15 protein-coding genes and 2 pseudogenes are annotated in these 20,297 nt (G+C 67.6%); 8 read left to right on the top strand and 9 right to left on the bottom strand.

Features of this window, described 5'->3' with window-relative positions:
• Nucleotides 1-26: 26 nt before the first annotated feature.
• Genes LZ199_RS44870 through LZ199_RS44860 form a run of 3 tightly spaced genes read left to right on the top strand, consistent with a single transcriptional unit; the run spans nucleotide 27 to nucleotide 6,286 of the window.
• On the top strand, nucleotides 27-1,412 hold the full coding sequence (locus LZ199_RS44870) for a sigma 54-interacting transcriptional regulator (protein WP_253999991.1): 1,386 nt from the start codon (nucleotides 27-29) through the stop codon (nucleotides 1,410-1,412).
• 18 nt (nucleotides 1,413-1,430) lie between these two features.
• A complete protein-coding gene (locus LZ199_RS44865) occupies nucleotides 1,431-2,540 on the top strand; it encodes an ADYC domain-containing protein (RefSeq protein ID WP_253999990.1) in 1,110 nt (369 codons plus the stop codon).
• Complete coding sequence (locus tag LZ199_RS44860; RefSeq protein ID WP_253999989.1) at nucleotides 2,522-6,286, top strand: nSTAND1 domain-containing NTPase; 3,765 nt, start codon at nucleotides 2,522-2,524, stop codon at nucleotides 6,284-6,286. The genes LZ199_RS44865 and LZ199_RS44860 overlap by 19 nt, the downstream gene beginning before the upstream one ends.
• Nucleotides 6,287-6,422: 136 nt before the next feature.
• Here the strand turns inward: LZ199_RS44860 and LZ199_RS44855 are convergent, their stop codons facing one another.
• Nucleotides 6,423-7,187 (bottom strand): GON domain-containing protein, encoded by a 765-nt coding sequence (locus LZ199_RS44855; RefSeq protein ID WP_253999988.1) that lies wholly within the window; start codon nucleotides 7,185-7,187, stop codon nucleotides 6,423-6,425.
• Between the two features lie 323 nt (nucleotides 7,188-7,510).
• Between LZ199_RS44855 and LZ199_RS47150 the strand changes: the two are divergent.
• Nucleotides 7,511-7,663, top strand: a pseudogene (locus LZ199_RS47150) (transposase); the annotation flags it as partial.
• Nucleotides 7,664-7,718: 55 nt separating this feature from the next.
• Here the strand turns inward: LZ199_RS47150 and LZ199_RS44850 are convergent.
• Nucleotides 7,719-8,177, bottom strand: a pseudogene (locus LZ199_RS44850) (transposase); the annotation flags it as partial.
• 68 nt (nucleotides 8,178-8,245) lie between these two features.
• On the opposite strand from LZ199_RS44850, the gene LZ199_RS44845 reads away from it, so the two are divergent.
• The gene (locus LZ199_RS44845) at nucleotides 8,246-8,533 is read left to right on the top strand and encodes a hypothetical protein (protein ID WP_253999987.1); all 288 of its coding nucleotides are present in this window, start codon (nucleotides 8,246-8,248) and stop codon (nucleotides 8,531-8,533) included.
• Nucleotides 8,534-8,767: 234 nt separating this feature from the next.
• Here LZ199_RS44845 and LZ199_RS44840 read toward each other — a convergent pair whose 3' ends face one another.
• Nucleotides 8,768-10,252 (bottom strand): tetratricopeptide repeat protein, encoded by a 1,485-nt coding sequence (locus LZ199_RS44840; RefSeq protein WP_253999986.1) that lies wholly within the window; start codon nucleotides 10,250-10,252, stop codon nucleotides 8,768-8,770.
• Nucleotides 10,253-11,062: 810 nt separating this feature from the next.
• Nucleotides 11,063-11,773, bottom strand: a complete 711-nt coding sequence (locus tag LZ199_RS44835; protein WP_253999985.1) for a HEAT repeat domain-containing protein — start codon at nucleotides 11,771-11,773, stop codon at nucleotides 11,063-11,065.
• Between the two features lie 218 nt (nucleotides 11,774-11,991).
• Between LZ199_RS44835 and LZ199_RS44830 the strand changes: the two genes are divergently transcribed.
• Together LZ199_RS44830 and LZ199_RS44825 are read left to right on the top strand one after the other, a co-directional pair.
• Nucleotides 11,992-12,831, top strand: coding sequence for an SGNH/GDSL hydrolase family protein (locus LZ199_RS44830; RefSeq protein ID WP_253999984.1), 840 nt, complete (start codon nucleotides 11,992-11,994; stop codon nucleotides 12,829-12,831).
• Nucleotides 12,828-13,679, top strand: coding sequence for an NmrA family NAD(P)-binding protein (locus tag LZ199_RS44825; protein WP_253999983.1), 852 nt, complete (start codon nucleotides 12,828-12,830; stop codon nucleotides 13,677-13,679). Before LZ199_RS44830 ends, LZ199_RS44825 begins: the two co-directional genes overlap by 4 nt.
• 4 nt (nucleotides 13,680-13,683) lie before the next feature.
• Here the strand turns inward: LZ199_RS44825 and LZ199_RS44820 are convergent, their stop codons facing one another.
• The 3 genes from LZ199_RS44820 to LZ199_RS44810 form a co-directional block, all read right to left on the bottom strand.
• Nucleotides 13,684-14,226, bottom strand: a complete 543-nt coding sequence (locus tag LZ199_RS44820) for a TetR/AcrR family transcriptional regulator (protein WP_253999982.1) — start codon at nucleotides 14,224-14,226, stop codon at nucleotides 13,684-13,686.
• Nucleotides 14,227-14,512: 286 nt separating this feature from the next.
• A complete protein-coding gene (locus tag LZ199_RS44815) occupies nucleotides 14,513-15,436 on the bottom strand; it encodes a fibrinogen-like YCDxxxxGGGW domain-containing protein (protein WP_253999981.1) in 924 nt (307 codons plus the stop codon).
• Between the two features lie 267 nt (nucleotides 15,437-15,703).
• A complete protein-coding gene (locus LZ199_RS44810; protein ID WP_253999980.1) occupies nucleotides 15,704-17,029 on the bottom strand; it encodes a carboxypeptidase-like regulatory domain-containing protein in 1,326 nt (441 codons plus the stop codon).
• A 636-nt stretch (nucleotides 17,030-17,665) separates the two neighbouring features.
• Between LZ199_RS44810 and LZ199_RS44805 the strand changes: the two genes are divergently transcribed.
• Nucleotides 17,666-18,607, top strand: coding sequence for a hypothetical protein (locus LZ199_RS44805; protein WP_253999979.1), 942 nt, complete (start codon nucleotides 17,666-17,668; stop codon nucleotides 18,605-18,607).
• Nucleotides 18,608-18,717: 110 nt separating this feature from the next.
• Here LZ199_RS44805 and LZ199_RS44800 read toward each other — a convergent pair whose 3' ends face one another.
• Together LZ199_RS44800 and LZ199_RS44795 are read right to left on the bottom strand one after the other, a co-directional pair.
• Entirely contained in the window at nucleotides 18,718-19,269 is a 552-nt protein-coding gene (locus tag LZ199_RS44800) for a hypothetical protein (protein WP_253999978.1), read from the bottom strand.
• Nucleotides 19,266-20,252, bottom strand: a complete 987-nt coding sequence (locus tag LZ199_RS44795; protein WP_253999977.1) for a FecR domain-containing protein — start codon at nucleotides 20,250-20,252, stop codon at nucleotides 19,266-19,268. The genes LZ199_RS44800 and LZ199_RS44795 overlap by 4 nt, the downstream gene beginning before the upstream one ends.
• Nucleotides 20,253-20,297: the final 45 nt, after the last annotated feature.

Here is a 20,297-nt window from a genome sequence, read left to right as displayed (position 1 = left end):
TTGACATATGACAGGCATCGGCCCCGATGACCGACGACACCCTCAGCGCCGAACGCGCCCCTTCGTTTGAAAGTGGAACCGGTGCGGCGACGCTCTTCCTTGCCTATACGCGCAACGCCTTCATCGAGGATGAGCGTCATGGGCTTGGCGGCGGCGCGACGCTCCTGGGGCGTGGCGCCCCCCTCTTCCCCCGGGTCGCCCTGGACGACGCCCGGCTTTCCCGGGGCCATGCGCGCATCGAACACGCCGGGGGGACCTGGTTCGTGGAGGATTTGGGAAGCCACAATGGCACCCATCTCAATGGACGACCGCTCACGGGACGCGCTCCCCTCGCGTGGGGGGATGTCCTGCGAATGGGGGACACGTTGTTTGTCTTCGCCGAGGCCTCGGAGGCCCCCCATGACGAACACCCGGTTGACGGACTGGTGGGCAGGAGCGCCGCGCTGACGCGGCTCCACCGCGACCTCGAGCGGGCGGCGCGGCAGGTGCAATCCGTGCTCATCCTGGGGGAGACCGGGACGGGCAAGGAAGTCGCCGCGCGCGCGCTCCATGAACGAAGCGGCCGACAGGGGCCCTTCATCGCGCTCAACTGCGGAGGCGTCGCGGAGAGCGTGCTGGACAGCGAGCTGTTCGGGCATGTGCGCGGCGCGTTCACGGGCGCGGCATCCGCCCGGGACGGTCTTCTGCGCGAAGCCCATGGGGGCACGCTGTTCCTGGACGAGCTGGGTGAGATGCCGCCCATGCTCCAGGTCAAACTGCTCCGCGTGCTGGAGACGCGGCGGGTCCGCGCCCTGGGAGGAACGCAGGAGGTCCCCATCGACGTGCGGGTGCTCGCGGCCACGCACCGGGACCTCGTCTCCCAGGTGAATGAGGCCGCCTTCCGCGCGGACCTCTACGCGAGGCTCGTGCAATGGCGCCTCCTGATGCCCCCCCTGCGCGAGCGCCGCGAGGACATCGCGCCCATCGCGCGCCACCTGCTCGGACGCATGAAGGCCGAATCCCGGCCCATCGACGTGAGCCTCGCCGAGCCGCTGCTCCTGCACGACTGGCCGCTCAACGTGCGAGGCCTGCTCAACGTGCTCTCCATCGCGGTCATCGCTTCAGATGGCGGGCCGTTGAAGTGGGGAGTGCAGGTGGAGCATGAGCTGGAGGCGGAGCGGCGGATGCGGACAGCCCGGCCCTCCACGCAGCCGTCAGTGGCGGAGGTCTCCTCCCAGCCCCCTGCTCCGCGTTCGGCGCGCGCCGTCGATTCCACCCCCCAGGAGTTGGAGACCCACCTGCGCGCGCACCAGGGGAAGGTCGCCGAAGTGGCCCGGCACCTCGGGTGCTCGCGGCAGCAGGTGTATCGGTGGATCGAGGACTTCGGACTCGAACTGGACCATTACCGCGCGCCCCCGCCGCGCCTCAGCTGAGACGTCCCAGAGGGTCCCATGCGTTCTCTCCTCCCCCTGACGATGATGGCCTGGATGGCGGCGCTGAGCGCCAGGGACTGCGTTGCGCCCATGGCCTTCGAGCCGCGGGCCCAGGAGTCCCGCGAGGCTCCGCTCCCCCAGCCCGAGCACGTCAATCCTCAGGCACCCAGCCTGACCGGATGGACCAGCGTCAATGGCGGCAGTGTCTTCTTCGAGAGACAGTTCGACGGAGGCGCCGGCCCCTGGGTGGGAAGCGATGGCAGGGCCTATCGAATCCGCGAGAGCCCCCCCTCGGACCCGTGCCTGCCCGCCCTCCTGAAGGACGCGGGCGCCCAACTCAAGCTCTATACCGTCACCGATGTCGACCTGAACCACAACGTCTGCGCGGGCCAGGGCTACGTCACGCGGAACCCCCAGGAATGCTCACCTCCCACGAGCCACTTCTATGAAGGGAAGGCGGTCGTCATTCCCGGCTGCTGGATGCCGGATGGAAGCTTCAACGACGGAAGGGGCGACACGCCCTGCTTCACGGTGAGCTGCACGACGGGCGCGATCGGCGTCTGCGCGCACTGGGGCTACCTCCCCAACCAGGAGTGGGATGGCGGGCCCCCGTTCACGCGGCTGTTCCAGGCGTGTGTGCGGGCCGCGCGCGCCGACTACAACGGCGACGGAGAGCCCTTCACGTGCCAGGGCACCTACGTCGACTTCGTCGATGGGTATGGCATCCAGACCCAGGACACCTTCTCCGGAGGGCTTCCGCCGTTGCTCTTCGAAGCCGCCTGGAATGAGCACGGCGCCCTGCCCTTCGGCGTGACGCCGCACGGGGAGAGCTGCGTGCGGCCGCGTTACTTTCCCACCCCCCGCTGGAAAATCCGAGGGGAGCCAGGAGCCCCGGTGAGGGCCAGCTACGACTGCCGCCAACCCGGTGCCCCGGAGACCCCCTTGAAGGATTACTTCGACGGGGGCGTGCCCTTCCTGCTGCTGACCCAGACCTGGCAGAACGAGTACTGCCCCTCTGACGATGGACCGGGTGGCGAGCTCTGCACCCAGTGCCCCGCGGGCACAGGGGAGCCCCTGGGGCCAAGGACCTGTCCTGGGGGGCGCTGCGTGTGCCCTCCGTTGCCTTGAGCGCCCCCACGCCAGAGGGTTGGGAGCCGCCCCCGGCCTTCGACGAGTACCGCCTCATCCGCCTGCTGGGCCAGGGGGGGATGGGCCGCGTCTACCTGGCCGAGGACACGGCGCTCCAGCGGCGAGTCGCCATCAAGTTCATCGGCGCGGAGCGGTCCGGCCCCGGACAGCGGGACCGGCTCTTCGCCGAGGCCCGGGCGCTCGCCCGCCTCCGCCACCCGAACGTGGTGACGGTGTACCGGGTCTCGGAAGTGGGCGCCCAGCCCTATCTGGTGCAGGAGTTCCTCCCCGGCGTCTCCCTGCGGGACCTGGACACGCCGCTCCCGCCGGAACGGGTCCTGGCCATCGCGCTGGGACTGGGACGGGGACTGGCCGCCGCGCACCGCGCACATGTGCTCCACCGGGACATCAAACCGGACAACGTCATGGTGCTCCCGGAGGGCGAGGTGAAGCTCGTCGACTTCGGGCTCGCGCTCTCCTGGGCGACGGAGCAGGCAGACGCCGCGGCCAGGGCCACGGGCCCCATCGCCGGCACCCGTGGGTACATGGCGCCGGAGGCGCTGCGTGGCGAACCGCCCGGCCCCCGGGGAGATGTCTATGGGTTGGGAATGGTGCTTCACGAGCTGCTGGAGGGCCATCGCCCCTTCGACACCCCCACCGCGAGCGGCGCGGTGGACGAACCGAGGACGCCAGAAGCGCGTCCTCCCCGTCTGGAACCCTCCGGCAGCGGGCTCGGCGTCCGCCTGCGCGCCGTCATCCTCCGGTGTCTCGAATACGATCCGGCGCGGCGCTTCGCCTCCGCCGACGCGCTGTGCGCGGAGCTCGAGCGCCTGAACGAGGACAGCGATGCGGCGCCGGTTCCTCCCGGCAATCCCTATCGCGGGCTGCAGGCCTTCGACGCGGAGCACCGGGCCGTCTTCTTCGGACGTGGCGCGGAGGTCCGCGCCATCCATGAGAGGCTTCGCGCCCAGGCGCTGGTGCTCGTCGCGGGGGACTCGGGCGTGGGCAAGTCCTCGTTGTGCCGGGCGGGCGTGTCGCCGCTCGTCATGCTCGCGGGGCTCGACGACGGCTGTGCGTACACCGTGCTGTCGCTCATGCCCGGGCGCCGGCCCTTCACGGCGTTGGTCGCCGCGGTGGCGGGACGGCTCGGGCTGTCCGAGGAGACACTGGCGGCCCAGGTGCGGCAAGAGCCCGCGGCGATGGCCCGGACGCTGCGCGCCGCCGGGCCCACGCGAGGCACCCTGCTGTTCATCGATCAGCTCGAGGAGCTGTTCACCCAGAGCGAGTCGGAGGAAGCCGCCGCCTTCACGCAGGTGCTCGGGCACCTGGCCATCCTGGCCCCAGGTGTGCGCACGCTGGCCACGGTGCGAGGCGACTTTTTCACCCGGCTGGCGGCGCTGCCGGGGCTGGAGGATGAAGTGGCGCGCGCCCTCTTCCTCATCAAGCCGCTGGGCCCGGAAGGGACGCGCGAGGCCGTGGTCGGTCCGGCGCGCGTGACAGGCGTCGCGTTCGAGACAGAGGCCCTGGTGGACACGCTCGTGGCGTCCTCCGCCCACGCTCCGGGAGGACTGCCGCTCCTCCAGTTCACGCTCGCCGAGCTGTGGGATGCCCGCGACCGGGCGAACCAGCGCATCCGAGAGGCATCGCTGGAGGCGCTCGGGGGCGTGGCCGGGGCCCTGGGTCGTCACGCGGACGGAGCGCTGGCGGCGCTGGCACCCGAGGCGCGCCGGGCGGCTCGCGACCTGCTTTTGCGCCTCATCAGCCCGGAAGGCGCCCGGGTCCGACGGACCACCGGGGAACTGGGTGCCGAGACCTCCGCGAATCGCATCGCGCTGGAGGCCCTGGTCCGGGCGCGGCTCGTCGTGGTGAGGCAGGACGGTGAGGCGCACGTCCACGAGGTGGCGCACGAGGCGCTGCTCGAGAGGTGGTCCACCCTGCGCGGATGGCTCGAAGCGGCCCGGCAGGAGCGGCAGGTGCTCGAACGGGTGAGGCTCGCCGCGGCAGGATGGGAGCGCGCGGACCGCGCCACCTCGGCGCTGTGGAGCCGGCGTGAGCTCGACGCGGTGACCGCGGCGGGCGAGCTCGCGCTGACGCGGCAAGAAGTGGCTTTCCTCAAGGCCTCGCGGAGGGCGCTCCGGCGCACCTTCGCGCGGCGCCTGGGGCTGGGGCTGGCCCTGCCCCTCACCGCGCTGGTGGCGGGGGGCGCGGCTTGGATGAAGGGCCGCCACGCGCTGGAGCGCACCGTGCAGGAGCACCTGGATGAAGCCCGGGTGTCTCTCACCGAAGCCCGCGCCCACCATGCCGAAGCGAAGGCAGCGCGCGCGGACACCTTCCAACGCCTGGACACGCGCGGGGGGCGCGCCCTCACCGGCGCGCTGGCCCAGGCAGACGCAGGGGAGCCCGAGGAGGCCTGGACCCAGGCACGAACGAGCGATGGCCACGCGGACGAGGCCTACCAGCGCGCCACGCAGGCACTCGACACCGCCCTGCTGCTGGACGGCTCGCGGAGGGAGGCCCGCGGACTCCTCGCGGAGGTCCTGACCGGGCGCATGGAGTTGGCGGAGTGGTTCTTCCGTCCCGGACAGCGACGCGAAGCCCTGCGCAGGCTGGCGAGCCTCGATGACGACGGTGACGGGCGACGCAGGCTCCTCGCTCCGCCGGTCCTGGAGCTCGCCACGGAGCCCCCGGGAGTGGAGGTGCTGCTTCAGCGTGACACAGGCCTGCCCGGAGCACCCCGACTGTCCGAGGGCCTCTCCCTGGGCCCGACGCCCATCGCGTCGCATGCACTCGATACGGGCCCGGGGTCCTATGTCCTCACCTTCCAGGCACCGGGCCTGACGCGCGCCGTCCTGCCGGTGGTGTTGTCATCGGGAGAGCGCCTCCAGGCGCGCATCCCCCTGCCGCGGTCGGCCGACATCCCGGAGGGCTTCGTCTACATCCCGCCGGGCCGCTTCCTCTTTGGCAGCAGCGACGACGAAGCCCTGCGACGCGAATTCCTCCAGGCGCCCCCGCTCCGGCCGGTGATGACCGAGGGTTACCTCATCGCCCGCCATGAGGTGACGTTCGCCGAGTGGCTCGCGTTCCTCGATGCATTGCCACCGGACGAGCAGCGGCGACGGACGCCCGGCGTGAGGTCCACGGCCGGCGCCCTGGCGCTCACTCGGGAGAAGACGGGCTGGCGGCTCATGCTCCAGCCCACGCGGCATCCCCTCTCCGCGCGCGGCGGCGAGCCCATCCACTACCCAGGCCGCACGCACAGGGCCGTGCAGGACTGGTTGCGGTTTCCCGTCTCGGCCATCTCGCTGGAGGACGCGCGGGCGTACCTCGCGTGGCTGGACCGCTCCGGGCGCGTTCCGGGAGCCCGGCTGTGTTCCGAATACGAATGGGAGCGCGCGGCACGTGGCGCGGACGCCCGCCTGTTTCCCATGGGCGACCTGCTCGCGCCGGACGACGCGAACTTCGATGAGACCTATGGCCGCCAACCGCTGGGCTTCGGTCCCGACGAGGTGGGTGCCCACCCTGCTTCCGCCAGCCCCTTCGGGGTGATGGACCTGGCCGGCAACGCCATCGAATGGGTGCAATCGGTCCGCGCGCCCGGAGAGGCAGTGGCCCGCGGAGGGTCCTGGTACTACGACCGCATCTCCAACCGCTCCAACACGCGAATGCCCAACGAGCCCTGGCTGAGGGACATCCGCGTGGGCCTCCGCGTCTGCGCGCCCGACACGGGTTCGCGTCACGCCCCGTGATGTGGAGTGACACCCATCTCGTGGCTCCCCCGCACATCGTGTGGAGCCAGTCGGGCGGGCCACGAACCCGACGCCACTCCAAATGAGGCGTGAGCCAGCGATTCACAGCCTCGCTGGCTCCAGGGTGACACGACTTCTATGGGCTGTAGACCAGCAGCAGGTGGCCGCCTCGCTGGTTGTAGGGGTCGTCGCTGTCGACGAGCGAGTTCCAGCCGCAGTAACCGCCACCCAGAAGATCGACCCATTGCCCGTCAGGGCTGTCGTACGTCTCTCCGACCGGGTAATAGCCCATCACACGGAACTGGTCAGGCGCTACAGCGAAGGGGGTGCCGCTCAGGTCGATATTGGCCTTTCCAACGGGGTCCCAGTCGCAGGACATGGCCGAAGCGTATGGCATTGAGGTGACCGTGGTGGGGCCGTGGATGAGCTGTCCCGAGGACGTGGAGAAGGTCTGGTCGGCCGTATCCACCCGCAGGGTGACCGGGTCGAAGCGCAGCCTGGCGTAGTAGGTGATCACGTCGGTGCCAGGCGAGGCACCGCCCGCGGTGTACTGAGAGAAGTTGATGGAGTCCGCCTGCCTCAGCGTCAGGTACTCGGTGGGGATGCGGGCCATACCGTGGCACCAGGCACTCCAAGGCAAGCTTTCCTTGTTGTCGAGGTAAAGGGTGTACTCGCCATCCCTCAGCCCAGGGTAGAGTTTCTTGAGTTCCTCGCAGGTGGCCGGGGCGGGTTGCTGGAACGCCTGCTGCTGGTTGGGCAGGGGACCGATGTGACGGGGGTCCACCAGCGCCTTCACCTGCTCGGCGCGCGTGCCCTGGCGCTGAGGCACGTCGTGGTTGACGCTTTCTGCTTCGCCGCAACTGGTGCTCAGCGCGACGAGGCCCATGAAGAGGGCACCCATTCCGGCGCTGCGGACAGGGCGAGGGGAGACGACGGGAGACGCGAGCGGGTTTCTTCTTGGGCTCATTCGGGGGGCTCCTCGGCGAGACATCCGACCGCGGAACGCGGTCGGGCGTCCCTTGAGCAAGGCAAATGCCAGAGGCGGGCCCCGGTATCTCAGACGCATGGGCTCACGTGCGCTGCGCTGTCTCCGAGCGTGTCACGGCGCCGTCCTCACCACGGCCCACGCAGTGTCCTGAACGCCGTCCGGACATGTCCGGACATGTCCGAAGTGGGCGGGGTCCGCTTCAGTACACCAAGGAAGAGGCAGGTACGGTGTCCGACATGAAGGAAGTGAAGAAGCCACGACGCCCCCGGCGTAGCGACCCGGAGGAGTTCAAGACCGGGGCAGTGAGGCTGGTGCTGGAGGAGGGAAAGACGACGTCCCAGGTGGCGAGGGACTTGGACTTGACGCTGTCGGCGTTGAGGACGTGGGTGGACCTCTCCCGGGCCAGCCCGGAGGGGTTCGGGGGAGGAAGGCTCCTTGGCGGCATCAGGCAGCGGCGGTGTCTGGGGTTGATTTCAGCAGAGACATGTCGAGGTAGCGGCGGTCGTCCCAGACGCCGGTGGTTTCGAGAGCGGCGGCGGTGATGAGGCGCAGTGCGCTGGCGCGGTCCCGGAAGGCGCCCACGAAGCGGATGCGGCGCTTCACCTCGCCGTGGAGACGCTCCAGGCCGTTGGTGCTGCGCAGGCGCTTCCAGTGGGCCTTGGGGAAGACGAAGAAGCAGGTGGCGGCGGCGAAGCCCTGACGCAGGCACTCCATGGCCTCGGGCACCTGGCGTCCCAGTCCCTCCTGGAGGGCCTCCATTCGCTTCCTGGCATCCTGGAGATTGGGGGCTTCGAAGGTGGCCGACGTCTGCTGCTTGCCCAGCCGTCCTCGCAGCCGCCAGGGGGCCTTGGCGAGGACATTCCGGGTGAGGTGCACCGTGCAGCGCTGCAACCCGGCAGGCGGCCGACCTTCTTCCCTACAGAAATAGGTGCCAAGATCGCGCCTGGCAACCAACCAGCACCGAGAGTCAAATGAGTTCCACCGCCCAAGAGATGTATCGACAGGAAGGATTGCACAACACCGCGACGACGATTGCCCTTGAGATGGAGGCACTGGAGCGATGTGAGAATTGCGATGAAGTGAGAAACAATCACTCAGGAATGAAGGACATGGTGCGCGACGAGGCACTCAAGCGTTTCCGCGCCAAGAATCCCAGAATGGAGGACTTCCGCGACGAGCAGGAAGTTGAAGACGCCGTCAAGGGCGCATTCAAAAACGCGGGAGAGGAGTGTAGTTGCACCAATCAGGGAGATGACTAACGCTGTGACGGATCGGGGTAATGGATCGCAGGCGGGTCACCCAAGCTGCTCGTAGCGGGGGACTCTCACTCTGCCCGCGTGTGGACTGTGCCTACCCCAGATTCGGTCGCTGCGTCATGGACGCGTCAAGGCCGCCTTCGGCAGTGCGTCAATGCGAACGAGCGAGCCGCGCGCGGTCATCGTTCTTCCTCGGTCGGCAATGCACGAGCCGGGCTCGTGGCACTCGACTGCGGCTCAGTGAACCAGGCGCTGGCCGGTTCCCGCGTGGAGTAGGACCCGCGCCATTGCCGCGGCGACCAGGTTTCCCCCAGGCTCCATGGCCTCGTGGAGCATCCTGTCCCGGTCCGCCGAAGGCGCGGCATCGGTCGCGGACTCGATCAGCAGACGCGAGCGGAGGTCTGGCTCCTCCGCCTGTGCCAACCCCACCTCGAGCGCCGCCCGTGCCTCGTCCTTCTGGTCGAGCGCCGTGAGCTGCCGGCCCAGGTGCAGTTGAAGCTCGGGCACTCCCGGTGCCTCGCCGATGGCCTGGCGCGTGAGTCGCAACCGGTCCTCCGCGTCCAGGTTCGGAAGCTCGAGCGTACGCAGCACGGTGAAGGCCCGGTGCGGAATCCTTCCGGCGGCGATTCCAGCCGCCAGCCAGCGCTCGGCGCGACACCGGTACCAGCCCGGCGCAAGCGCCTCCACCTCGTCGTACCAGGACACGGCCTCGCTCGCGCGCTGGAGGTGGAGGAGCGTGACGGCCCCTTCGTAGCGGGGCTCGGGCGAGTAGGAGTCGATACGCCGTGCCTCCTGGAAGAGCGCGAGCGCCTCCCCGTAGCGGCCCTCCCCGCCCAGCTCACGGCCTCGCTCGACCAGGGCCGTGGTGCGCGCGAGGGCGAGTCGATTGCGGCAGAAGATGAATTGCAGCCTCCCCTCAATGAGCGCGGGCAGTTCGTCCAGCTCGAGGGTGACGCTGTCGAGTTGCGCCACCACCCGATTGAGCGGCTCACCGGCTCGGACGATTTCGGCGACCTTCCGGATGCGGCGGGCCCGCGAATCCTGGCCCACCTGCTCCAGCGCCACCGCGAGTTCCATGGCCACGCCCGCGGCATCCACTCCCTTTCCCAGGTAGCGGTGCGCCTCGAAGCTGTTTTCCAGGTACACGACGACGCCCTCGTCGTCACGGGCCCTCCGGCACAGGTCAATCGCCTGCCGGAAGAGCGGAAGCGCCGTCTCCGCCCGGCCCTCCTGGAAATGACACGCAGCCATCTGCCCGAAGGTCATGGCCTTCATGGACTCGGCGTTTCCTCCCGACAGGCCCTGGATTCGCTCCGCCCCGGGAATGAGCAGCGATAGCGCACCTTCGAAGTCCAACCCGCGCATGAGCGTGTTGGCGCGCTCCCGTGTCTCCTGCCAGCGCACGATGGGGTTGTCGGCGGGAGCCCCCATCATCCGCTGGAGCATTTCGGGCCGGTTCCGAGTCTGCGCGAGGCACTGAGCGATTCCGATGAGCCCCTGGCCATAGCGCTGGAGGTGGGTCGGCTCCTTGCGGACGCTCTCGGGAACCGTCAACCAGGCAGGGCAGTGCTCGAGGAGCAGGACTTCGTGCTCGGCACAGAGCCGGATGAGCGCGGCGTCATTCTGTGATTGCACGGCATCGAAGAGGAGCTCGCGCACAGCCTCGGGCGAGGTGGGTGCCGGCCTGCCCACGCGACCGAAGAGACGATTGAAGAGGCCCATGAAGCAAGCATACGCGAGCGAGACCGTTCCACGACACTCCGATGCACTTCTTTCCTACCCGTGCCAACCCAACCTCGGCCGCTGCGTCCTGAGCGCGTCACGGCCTTGTCGAACCGTGCGTCAATGCGAGCGAGCGAGGCGCGCACGGAAGAGGCGACAAACTCCCTGACACAGGGGGCTCTCCCGCAGATGCGGGTGACCCTCTCCCTCAGCGGTGCTCGGATGCAACCTGGCATGCGGAGACCGCCACGGGCGGCACCCGCTGGGGACGGGGCCGCCCCAGGCGGAACGTGAGCATGCGTTCCGTGGCGGGGCAATTCACCACGGGACGCAGCTGGCGCGAAGTGGCCCAGGTTCTACATGTGCCCAGGCTGATACCTGGACACTGTGAGTTGGAAGGACTCCGCAACGCAGAGTCCGACCTTCTCCTATCGAGCAAACTCCTCTGGAAGCTCCCAAGAAAAAACAACAACACACCCAGCTTCGCGACTCACCACCACGCGATACCTGCCGGCAGGAAACTCTGCGACATCCCCAGCGGCGAGCTGGGCGACCTGCGTGCCGAATTCAATCTGGCAGTGCCCAGCCAACACGTAGCACGTACCGGCCCGCATTACGCCAGCGAAATCCTCCCCCGGCGAATACCGGTCACCGCTCACCCGATACTTCCTCGCGGGCAAGTGCAGAGCACGCACACTCTCTTCCGAGAGTGGTTTGCTGGAGAGTTCGGACCAGCGTCGCACCGTGAGCTGTTTGGGTTCCATCATGCACCTCATTGGCGGAGCACGCCCACCGCCCCGAAAGCTGCCTTCAGCGCCCGTGCGGCTCGTAGTCGATGCACTCGATTGCGAACTGAGCGTTTTCTCCTATCGTTTCCAGCCCCCTGTATGTGCGGCGGTCGTGTGCAGCGAGTCGCACCAACTCCGGGCGAGCGCGACGGCAGCGCATCGTCCCAAGCGCGAAGACGGCGTTGTAGAGGACCTCCACAGAGGGATGTTGCAGAAGAGGGATGAGGACATCAGCGGCGCGCTCGTAAACGTCACCACCCTTCAGGTGACTGACCTGATTGCCCAGCGACTCCATGGCCTGGCCTCGCAGGCTCTCGGTCGTATTTGGGTCGATGATGGTTGCATGGAGCGCATCGAGGGTGAGCTCTGTGCCTGGGCGCAGTTCCCCGAGCAACCACGCGGCCATCTCCCGTGAATGCCCGGATTCGCCTCGTTGCAGGACGCTGATCACTTCGGAAAGCACCCTACGGTCCTTCCGGCGGGCAAGTTCTTTTGCGGATTCGATGCACTCCAACTGCGAGCCCGTGGCCAAGCGTCGAACAAGGTCAGCAACTGGCAACTCGTCATCCATCCTCGGAATCTTGGGGCTGCCCAAGAACTCAGTCCAGCGGCTTACCTCAGTGGTCACCCAATACCGGCCAATGGGGAGGGCTGAGACGTTGACGCACGCGAGCACTGACCCCGAATTTCCGGTGTCCACAGGTGTCCAGCACCTGCTCGCGGCGACGGCCAAGGACCCATGTCTCATTCCCCAATTAACGGCGGATGGCCTGACGCTCACGGGCCTCAGCGAGCACGACCCCTGCGCGTTCGGGCGTGGAACCTGAGCAAGTCGCTCGCCGCTGCGAAAGGAAGGAGTCATTTCAAGGGTTTGGCCGCGGGGCAACGCGAGCTGACCGTGCGGCCCCTGTCCGGTACCTCTATGCCTCCCAATCACCGGAGATGGAGCACATGGAATGGTCCACTGAACAGAGGCGCTGGCTCGTGAAGGTCCTTCAACCGGAGAGGACCGTCTCGTCGCTTCCGGGCGGCGGCAAAATATCCGCCGAGACGTGCGCCGCCTTGCTCGGCCTTGAGCCAGAGACGTACCGCGCCGAGCTCGCTCAGAGCCAGAAGGGTGCAAGAGAAGCCGCACAGGGGCTGCTCGCGGAACCCGAGTTCAGCCGGATGCTGGAAGCACTACCGTTGCGCAAGAGCGCACGCATTGTCACGTTCGGCGACAGTCACACGGCGGATCCTCAATCCTGGGCGGTCATTCTCCAGGAGCTGGTGGCGGCTCAGCGTCCCCATGATGAGGTCTCCGTGGCCATCAACGCCGTAGGCGGTGAGACGACCACGCATGGGTTGGTGCGGATAGGGAACGCCCTCATCCAGGAGCCGGATTGGCTCATCTTCTTCATCGGCGTGAATGACGCGCGGACTCAAGGCCCGAACGCGGGCAAGACTCTCGTTGACGCCCGTGAGACCGCGCGCAACCTCGAGGAGCTTCGCTCCCGTGCCGCACAGGGGACGCAGGCACGTCGCCTGTGGATGACGCCTCCCCCGGTCCTTGAGGACCGCGTGTCGAAGCACTGGGGGCTGTCCCGCTTCGGAGTCCACTTCCGCAACGAGGACGTCCGCCGTGTCGCGGAGGCCATCCGTGCCCTCGAGGAGCCCACGGTCGACCTCTTCGCGGCCTTCGGCGCATCTCCACCGCCTGAGCTCTTCACGGAGGACGGCCTGCACCTTTCGCTTGCCGGTCAGCGCAAGGTCGTCCTTGAGCTCATGCGAACCTGGAGCCGCGTTCAATGACATTCCTGGTCACTGGCGCGACAGGTCATATCGGCTCACTCGTCACCCATCGCCTCATCAGAGGTGGGCATCGTCCCCGCGTCTTTGTCCGGGATGCAGCCCGAGCACGGGCGCTGTTCGGCGACGAGGTTGACATGCACGTCGGCGACCTGGCCAAGCCAGGCCCCGCTCTACGCAAGGCCCTCGCCGGCAGCGACGGCGTGTTTCTCCTCAACAGCGGGCCACGCCTCGCCGCTCGGGACCGAGTCGTCGTTCAGGTCGCCGTGGATGCGGGTGCCAAGCACCTGGTGAAGCTCTCGACGCTGGACGTCCGGACCGGGGTGGGGACCGGCCCCTGGCACGCGCGCGGCGAGGACGCGGTCCGGCAAAGCGGAATGCCGTACACGTTCATCCAGTCAGCCGCCTTCATGTCGAACGTGCTCGGCTGGGCTCAGTCGATTGCCACGGAGAGGGTCCTCCGTTCCTCTACCGGGCAAGGGAGGATTGCATTCATTCATCCCGACGACCTCGCCGACGTCATCACCCACGCACTCACGACGGGCGAGCACCTGGGAGAGTCACTGGTGGTCACCGGACCCGAGGCGCTGAGCTACGCAGCCATGGCGGCCACGATTGGCGCGGTCATTGGGAAGGAGGTCCGCTACGAGGAGCTCTCAGACGAAGAAGCCCACGAGGCCGCACTCGCCTACGGGGGCGGCCGGCGGTATGCGGATGCTCTTGTGGACATCTGGCGTGCCATCCGAGACGGCAGACTGACGACTGTCTCTGATGGCGTTGAGCGGATCCTCGGCCGCAAGCCCCTCGCCTTCGACCGCTGGCTCCATCAGAACGCCGAAGCCTTTCAGTGAGGGGTCATGGCCGGTCCAGGAAATGGAGGACCGTCCGGATGACTTCGCCCTTGGCGCTATCCACCGTGAAGGGAGGGCGCGCCTGGGGCACAGCGTGTACCAGCACCTCGACCAGGTGAGGCAGGACGAACAACATCCGGTCGCCCGCCTGCGGGCGGGACGTGCCGACCTCGGGCGATGGAATCACCCGCTCGAATGCCATCTGAAGGGCATCCTTGAACCCGAGCGAGGAAGCCGGGACCGCGGCGGAAATCAGCTCGTGGAGCTCAGGCTCCACGCTGTGGGCATCCACCAGTCCTTCCACCAGGCAGGCCGCGAACTCGCCGATGGAATTCGCGGCGCATTGAGCCACGGCACGTTCCATTCCGTGCTTCACCTCCTCCACATGGCGCTCATGAAGGGCATTGAAGATGGACTGCTTGTCCGGGAAGTACTGGTACAGAGAGCCGATGCTGACCCCCGCCACCTCCGCGATGCGGTTGGTGGTGACCGCTCCGGCTCCGTGCCGCTTGAGCACTCTGGGGACGGCATCGAGGACGGCCTCCACCGTCTGGCGCGAGCGCTCCTGCCGCGGCTGGCGGCGGCTCTGCGTGCTCTCTTCGTTCTTCATCTGCGGACCTGTTCAGGGATTACCGCGCCAGGGACGGCTCAAGCCACTGTACCGCACCGGATTGTTGAGACACCAGGTGGGTCGTCATCAGGCCGCTTGCTTCGACTGCAGCAGTCCTCGCCGGGCTGACTCGGGTGTCGACCCCGCCTCGTGCACGCTCTTCGTTCGGATGGGCCTGCCGTGAGCTGAGCCGTCTGCCAGGCGACTGGAGCGCCCCCTATCGTCAGCGCGTGCGGCAGACCGAACGGGTGCTGCCATCCATGCTCGATATGACCGTGGCGATCCGCATCGGGCCCTGGAGCTTGTACGAGGTGTAATAGCCGGCGTTCAAGGAACAACCCATGCAGCCATTGCCATATCGATAATAGCCGCTGCTCACGTTGTAGCCGCAGGTCCCCCGCTCGCTACCGAAATCACAAAAGGTGATTGTCCCATCACTCACGAAACCCAGGGCCTGACAGGTCCCCATGCTCGGGTTCCCAGCGGCGACGAGGGAGTCGATGGGACGATTGTCGCTGGCGCCGCGGAGGGCCCACACGCTGCAGAGCCCGGACGTGCGAGCAAGCAGGCTCATCATGACGTAGTCGAGGTTCGAGCCCTCACGCGTCCGTCCCCGGCGAACGCCCACGTCTTCCGTGCAGAGCTCGACCCCCAACCGCATGTCGCAGTAGGCGGAGATGGGCCGGGCGCCGGTCGGGTTGATGACGTACTCCCCATCGGGAGCGCTGGGAATCGCGGCCTTCACCGCCGCGCAGCTCGCGAAGGTCGGCGCGGAGATGTTGAGCGCGAAGTCACCGCAGCGGGTGCTGTAGCCATCGACGACAATCTTCACCCGTGTGCCGGCGGCGAGGTTCACCGTCACCGAGGACTGGAACGTCGCGCTGCTCGCATCGTCGTTGCAGCCCAGCGACGCCTGGGTGGACGCATCGAGGAGCAGGAGCACCGTGTCAAAGGTGGAGCCCGTCGTGGTGAAGGTGAACATGCCAGTGGAGGGCGCGGTCCAGTAATAGGAGCGGTCCGGAGCCGTGGTCTGGGTGGTGCAAGCCGGAGTGTGCTCATCGAGCGCGGCACACGTATTGTTCGTGACGGCCGGTGTGCCCAGCACGGAGCCAAGCTCGTCGGTCAGCGCCTGACCCACCTCAGCCACGGTACCGACCCCATTTCCCGGGATGCCAGCACCCGCCCGTTCCCCCTCGGGCAGCGGGCCTTCACCGCAGGACAGGCTCAGGACAGCGCAGGCGCCAAGAAGAACACTTCTCCAGCCACAATCACTGTTCATCGGATTTCTCCTCGTCCGGGTACCGCATTCCCTGTGAGTCATTTCCCTCCGAATCGAACGGTCGGAGGCTTCGACGCCAAGCGACGAGCGGCCTGTCCCGCTCGGGACTTCAGGGGACAGGCCGCTCGGAAGCGACTACAGCTGTGTCTTGAACTGCACATGCGACTTGCAGGGGTGCGTGCCCAGGGCCACGTCCTCGAAGTCGATCATGGTGCCGCCCGGGTCCTTCGGGTAGCCGGTGCCGCCCCACGGAGCGCCCGAGTTGAACCGGGTGACTCCGCCCGTCGTGGCGTACACCGGGTAGCCGGCCGCGGCGGCGGGCGTGGAGGAGATGTCCAGGTTCTTCGCGCAGTTCGTGGGAGCGCCGGCCGGGAACGTGACTCCCACCTCCTGCAAGGCGTTCGCGCGGATGTTGTAGAGCACGATGAAGGGCGACGCCTGGGACATCGTGTCGGTGCGCGGCATGAGCGTGCCCGCCGCGTTGGGCAGCTTCAGGCTGAACTGGACGGTGCCCGACGTGCCGAAGCAGGTCTCCGGGAAACCCACGAGCTCGATGATGGTGCAGGCGGGTTCGCGCTTCTCGATGTCCGCGTTCCACATGCCCAGCCCGCCCACGCTGATGGGGACGGCGCCGGAGATGCTGCTCGTGCCCTGCATGATGAAGGTGGTGCCCTTTCTCTCTGGGTCGACCTGCATGCTGGCGGACTTCTCCTCCCACTTGCCCGTCGTCTCGTTGAACTTCCACATCGCGAGTCGGCAGGTGCCGTCGTAGACACACGCCGGCATGCTGCCCACCTGCGTGGGCACGGGGATGAAGCCCGTGGCGGTGGCACCCGTCGCCAGGTTGAGGGCCGCGCCGCTGGCATCCGTGGCGCCCACGAAGACGGCGCCCACGGACTCGAGCGCGACCTGCTGCCCGCTGGAGTTCACCGCCGTGAAGTCGCCCGGCATGCGCATCGGGTCATAGCTCGCGACGGTGATTTTGACCGGGCCCGTGGCCGGCACGCCGCTGGCGTTGACGAGCGTGTTCGCCTTCAGGCTCACCTTCACGCCGCTGGGCGCGGTCACCGTGCTGTCCACCGTCGGGCTGACGGTCTGCACGAAGCCCGTCTCCAGGGTGTGATTGAGGTTCGTCTTGCCCGCCGAATAGAACTCGGTCGCCGAGGCCAGTCCGCTCCTCCGGAGTGTGAGGACGTAGCCGTTGGCCGACGCCACGACGGACATGAAGTACCGGCCGGTGGTGTCCGTGGTCCGGGAGATTCCGTTGATGACCACCGTGACGCCCGCCTGCACGGCGCCCGCCGAGTCGCGCACCGTGCCCGAGAAGACGGCCGACGTGGCGAGGTCCGCGTTGGCCTCCCGCGTCCCATCGCCCACGGCCTTCGAGTCCTCCAGCGCTCCGCAGCCAGTCGCAAGCAGCGCGGGCACGACGAAGATGCTGCACAGACGTCTCAGATTCATGGCAAGCCTCCATGCTGGGTTTGAACAGATACGAATCCACCGCGCCACCGTCGTCTCCAGAGGCGCCCCGCCCTGACGAACCGCGCCTGCTGGATATTGACGGGAGCGCCCCCGCCACCGAATGACGTCCCAATTATCATTCATTACCAACCTATAGCCAGTCAGCTCCTGTCGTGGGTTCCACGTATGGCGGCACTGTGAGGCGTTGTGGGGCCGTCACGACGATGCAACGCATCAAGTATGAGAACGCATCAAGTACAGGACGGAGGTGGGTCCTTTTGAGGGCGGCGGCGGGTGTAGCGGGACTGAGAAGAACCACTGACGCCCACGAGCGCGGCGAGGGGGCTGGGTGTTCAACAGGGGCTGCACCGTGTGGGCGTGAAGCACCAACATGTCCGGCAAGTTCGGAAACGGCCGCCCGGAGGGTAATTTCATCACTCTTGCGTCACTCCACCACCGAGAGGGGTCTGCCTCTCATGACGATTGTCATAGCACCGAGACTTTTCCTTTGTACGCGCTCCGTCTAGCCTTGCTGAGCAGGCGTGAGCCGGGTGGTGGGATGGCAGAGGCAGCGCCGTGGAAGAAGCAAGTTCCAGCCTGATGTCGAACACAGTGAATCCACATGGGGGTCATGACATGTTTCGCATCCAATTGATTCTGTCGTTGACGCTGCTCGCACTGTCGAAGCCTGCCGCAGCCGAAGCGCTCAGCGTCGTCAATGTCGGTGCACCGGCGATCAACTGTGTCTTCGACACCAGTTGCACGGTGTTTGTCACCGACTCGAGCGCCACCATCCCCCTGCCAGGAGCCTCCGGGACCGCGCGCTTGCAGACGCGCACGTTCACAGGAGCGACCGGTGCCCCGGCTCAGGGGTACTACGGCTACGAGTACGTGGTCGACCTGACCAATGCCACCGGCATCACCCACATCCCTTGCGTCCAGTCGCTGCGAGTCTCCTTCGGTCCTGTGCCCTCCTTTCAGTACAACGGCACGGGGCCGACCGATCAGGTCTATGTCGTGACTGCCGGTGGGAGCGGCACCATCGGGCTCTCCTCCGCCAACAAGGTGGGCAATGAAATCACCTTCACCTTCGCCACACCGGTTTGCGCTGGAGGAAGTCCCGGGACTGGAAAGAGGAGCTTCTTCTTTGGCCTTGCTTCCGCCTCGGCCCCCACGGCGGTGACCGCGGTGGTCGTGAGCAGCGGAACGTCCCTCTCCATCGGGGCGCGCGCCCCCATACACGACAAGTGCACGTCCGGAGTTCCGTTGTCACCGGCTCCCGACCCGTGTGTCTCGTTGGTCTGCGCGGCCGACGCGTACTGCTGCAACTCCTCATGGGACAACCGCTGTGTCGGACAGGTCCGAACGGTCTGCGGCAGCCTGACGTGCTCAGAATCGGACGGCACTTGTGGGCATTCGCTCTGCACGCCAGGTGCCTCTCTCGTGAACCACTGTGACAGTGCGAAGGCTGACTGCGTTTCAGAGATCTGCGCGGTCGATCCATTCTGCTGCTCCGTTTCTTGGGACAGCCTCTGTGTGGAAAAGGTCGGGAGCGTCTGCGGCAAGAACTGCGGATGAAGTGACCGTGAAGGGAACACTGGAGTTGCTGGGTGGCGCCACGAGCAAGATGCGCGTGGGGCCCACGCCGTTGAACCCCTCGGGAACCCGGGGGCAGTACGAGGCGTGCGTCAACGTGCGCCCAAGGCCTGGACGACCAGGGCATCCAGCTCGATGACATTGGCTGGGACACCTTCGGCGCCAGTCACTTCCACGGACACCCGTTGCGTTCCCTCCGGAGCCGTCAGCTCGCGAGCGGTTCGCACCCACTGCCCGGAGAGCGCGGGGCTGGAGAGCGTCTCCGCCCGCAGCTCCCTTCCGCCTGAGTCACGCCAGATGACCCGCATCTCGGCGACCAGGGAGCGCTCCGACGTCCCGCGTGCCCAGAAAGAAGCGCGGTGCGCCCCCGGGGATGCGGCGAACCCCGGCCAGTTGTCGAGGTGGACGCCCCAGCCATACGGCTCGGTCACCTCCACGCGCAGGACTGCTTCACCTTCTCTCGCGTCGGTGGACACTCTCGAAGCGGTGACGCCGTACCACGCAGTCCAGGCGCCAGGCCCCGTCTCCAGGGAAGCCGACTCGGCATCGAGCAGGTTGGAGGTCGGTGAATGGTCGATGATGGCGGGCTCGCACGCGGTCAGCGCCGCTGCCAGCCACAGCAGGTTCCAGCGCCCCCGTTTCATCGCGCGCCCTCGCGGTCTCGGCCCTCGCAGGCCAGCGCCCCACGGGCACGCTGGACCGCCTCCGCGTAGTGCCCGCGCTGGAACTGTTGTTCATGCCGGGCCCAGTGGGGGCAGGCGCGCCGCGCGTCCTTGAGCTGGTACGTCAGCAACGAGCCCAGCTCGAAGCTGAGGCGCTCCCGCGTCGCCACCGGCTGCTTGCGCATCGCCTCCTCGAGGTACCTCGCCGCTTGCTCGAACTCATGCCGACCGCGAAGGACCTCCAGCTCCTGCAGGACGTCCTCCGCGCTCGGAGCATGAACCCGCGGAGAGGGAACGCGAGTGGAAGCACCCTTCGGGCCAGGTGTCGCCAGCGGCTGGGGCTGTCCCGATTCGGGAGGCGCTGGCTCGCGAGGGACTGGCTCGCGAAGGACTGGCTCGGTGGGTTCGGCCACCGGCCACGCCCACGTCTGCCCCACCTTCACGGGAACCACCTCGCCCCTGAGCCCACGAAAGGCAATGGCGCCCTCGTGCAATGTAACCGTGCCTTCCCCTCCCCTCTCCTCCACCGTGAAGCGCGTCCCCATGACCTCGATGGCGCCGCCCGACACGAGCACGACGGCAGGGGGCGCACCTGGCTGGCGGTGATTCACCGAGAACTCCGCGCGACCGCGGACCAGTCGCACGCCGGAGGGTTCACGACGCACGACGAGCGGCCCCTGGTTCCGGACGGTGATGCCTCGGGCCGCGTCCAGCAGGGCGGCCTCGCCCCCTTGAATCACCACCCCCGCGGCGTCTTCTCGCGCCATGAGGTCCGCACTGGCTTGCGCGACCTCGAGTCCCCCGAGCGCGCGTGCGGGGGGAGCCCGCATGAAGAACACCATGAAGGCCAGCGCCGCCGCCGATGCGGCGAGTCCCCAGAACACAGGACGTCTGTGCCAGGCGGGCTTCGGCTCGCGTGCGTCCCGCAGCCGCGACCACAGTCGGGCCCGGACGGCGGGTGGCATCCCTTGCTCTCGGCGGAGCGGGTCTTCACGCCGGAGCGCTGTACG

The organism is Myxococcus qinghaiensis (genome assembly GCF_024198215.1).
Lineage (GTDB): Bacteria > Myxococcota > Myxococcia > Myxococcales > Myxococcaceae > Myxococcus > Myxococcus qinghaiensis.
Note: the sequence above shows the minus strand (reverse complement) of the source record. Positions and strands in the feature narration are given on the sequence as shown.

Bases quoted from the DNA above. Each gene is read 5' to 3' on its own strand.
- LZ199_RS44870 (WP_253999991.1), top strand. From the start codon at position 27: ATGACCGACGACACCCTCAGCGCCGAACGCGCCCCTTCGTTTGAAAGT.
- LZ199_RS44865 (WP_253999990.1), top strand. From the start codon at position 1,431: ATGCGTTCTCTCCTCCCCCTGACGATGATGGCCTGGATGGCGGCGCTG.
- LZ199_RS44855 (WP_253999988.1), bottom strand. From the start codon at position 7,187: ATGGGTGCCCTCTTCATGGGCCTCGTCGCGCTGAGCACCAGTTGCGGC.
- LZ199_RS44845 (WP_253999987.1), top strand. From the start codon at position 8,246: ATGAGTTCCACCGCCCAAGAGATGTATCGACAGGAAGGATTGCACAAC.
- LZ199_RS44840 (WP_253999986.1), bottom strand. From the start codon at position 10,252: ATGGGCCTCTTCAATCGTCTCTTCGGTCGCGTGGGCAGGCCGGCACCC.
- LZ199_RS44830 (WP_253999984.1), top strand. From the start codon at position 11,992: ATGGAATGGTCCACTGAACAGAGGCGCTGGCTCGTGAAGGTCCTTCAA.
- LZ199_RS44825 (WP_253999983.1), top strand. From the start codon at position 12,828: ATGACATTCCTGGTCACTGGCGCGACAGGTCATATCGGCTCACTCGTC.
- LZ199_RS44810 (WP_253999980.1), bottom strand. From the start codon at position 17,029: ATGAATCTGAGACGTCTGTGCAGCATCTTCGTCGTGCCCGCGCTGCTT.
- LZ199_RS44805 (WP_253999979.1), top strand. From the start codon at position 17,666: ATGTTTCGCATCCAATTGATTCTGTCGTTGACGCTGCTCGCACTGTCG.
- LZ199_RS44800 (WP_253999978.1), bottom strand. From the start codon at position 19,269: ATGAAACGGGGGCGCTGGAACCTGCTGTGGCTGGCAGCGGCGCTGACC.
- LZ199_RS44795 (WP_253999977.1), bottom strand. From the start codon at position 20,252: ATGCCACCCGCCGTCCGGGCCCGACTGTGGTCGCGGCTGCGGGACGCA.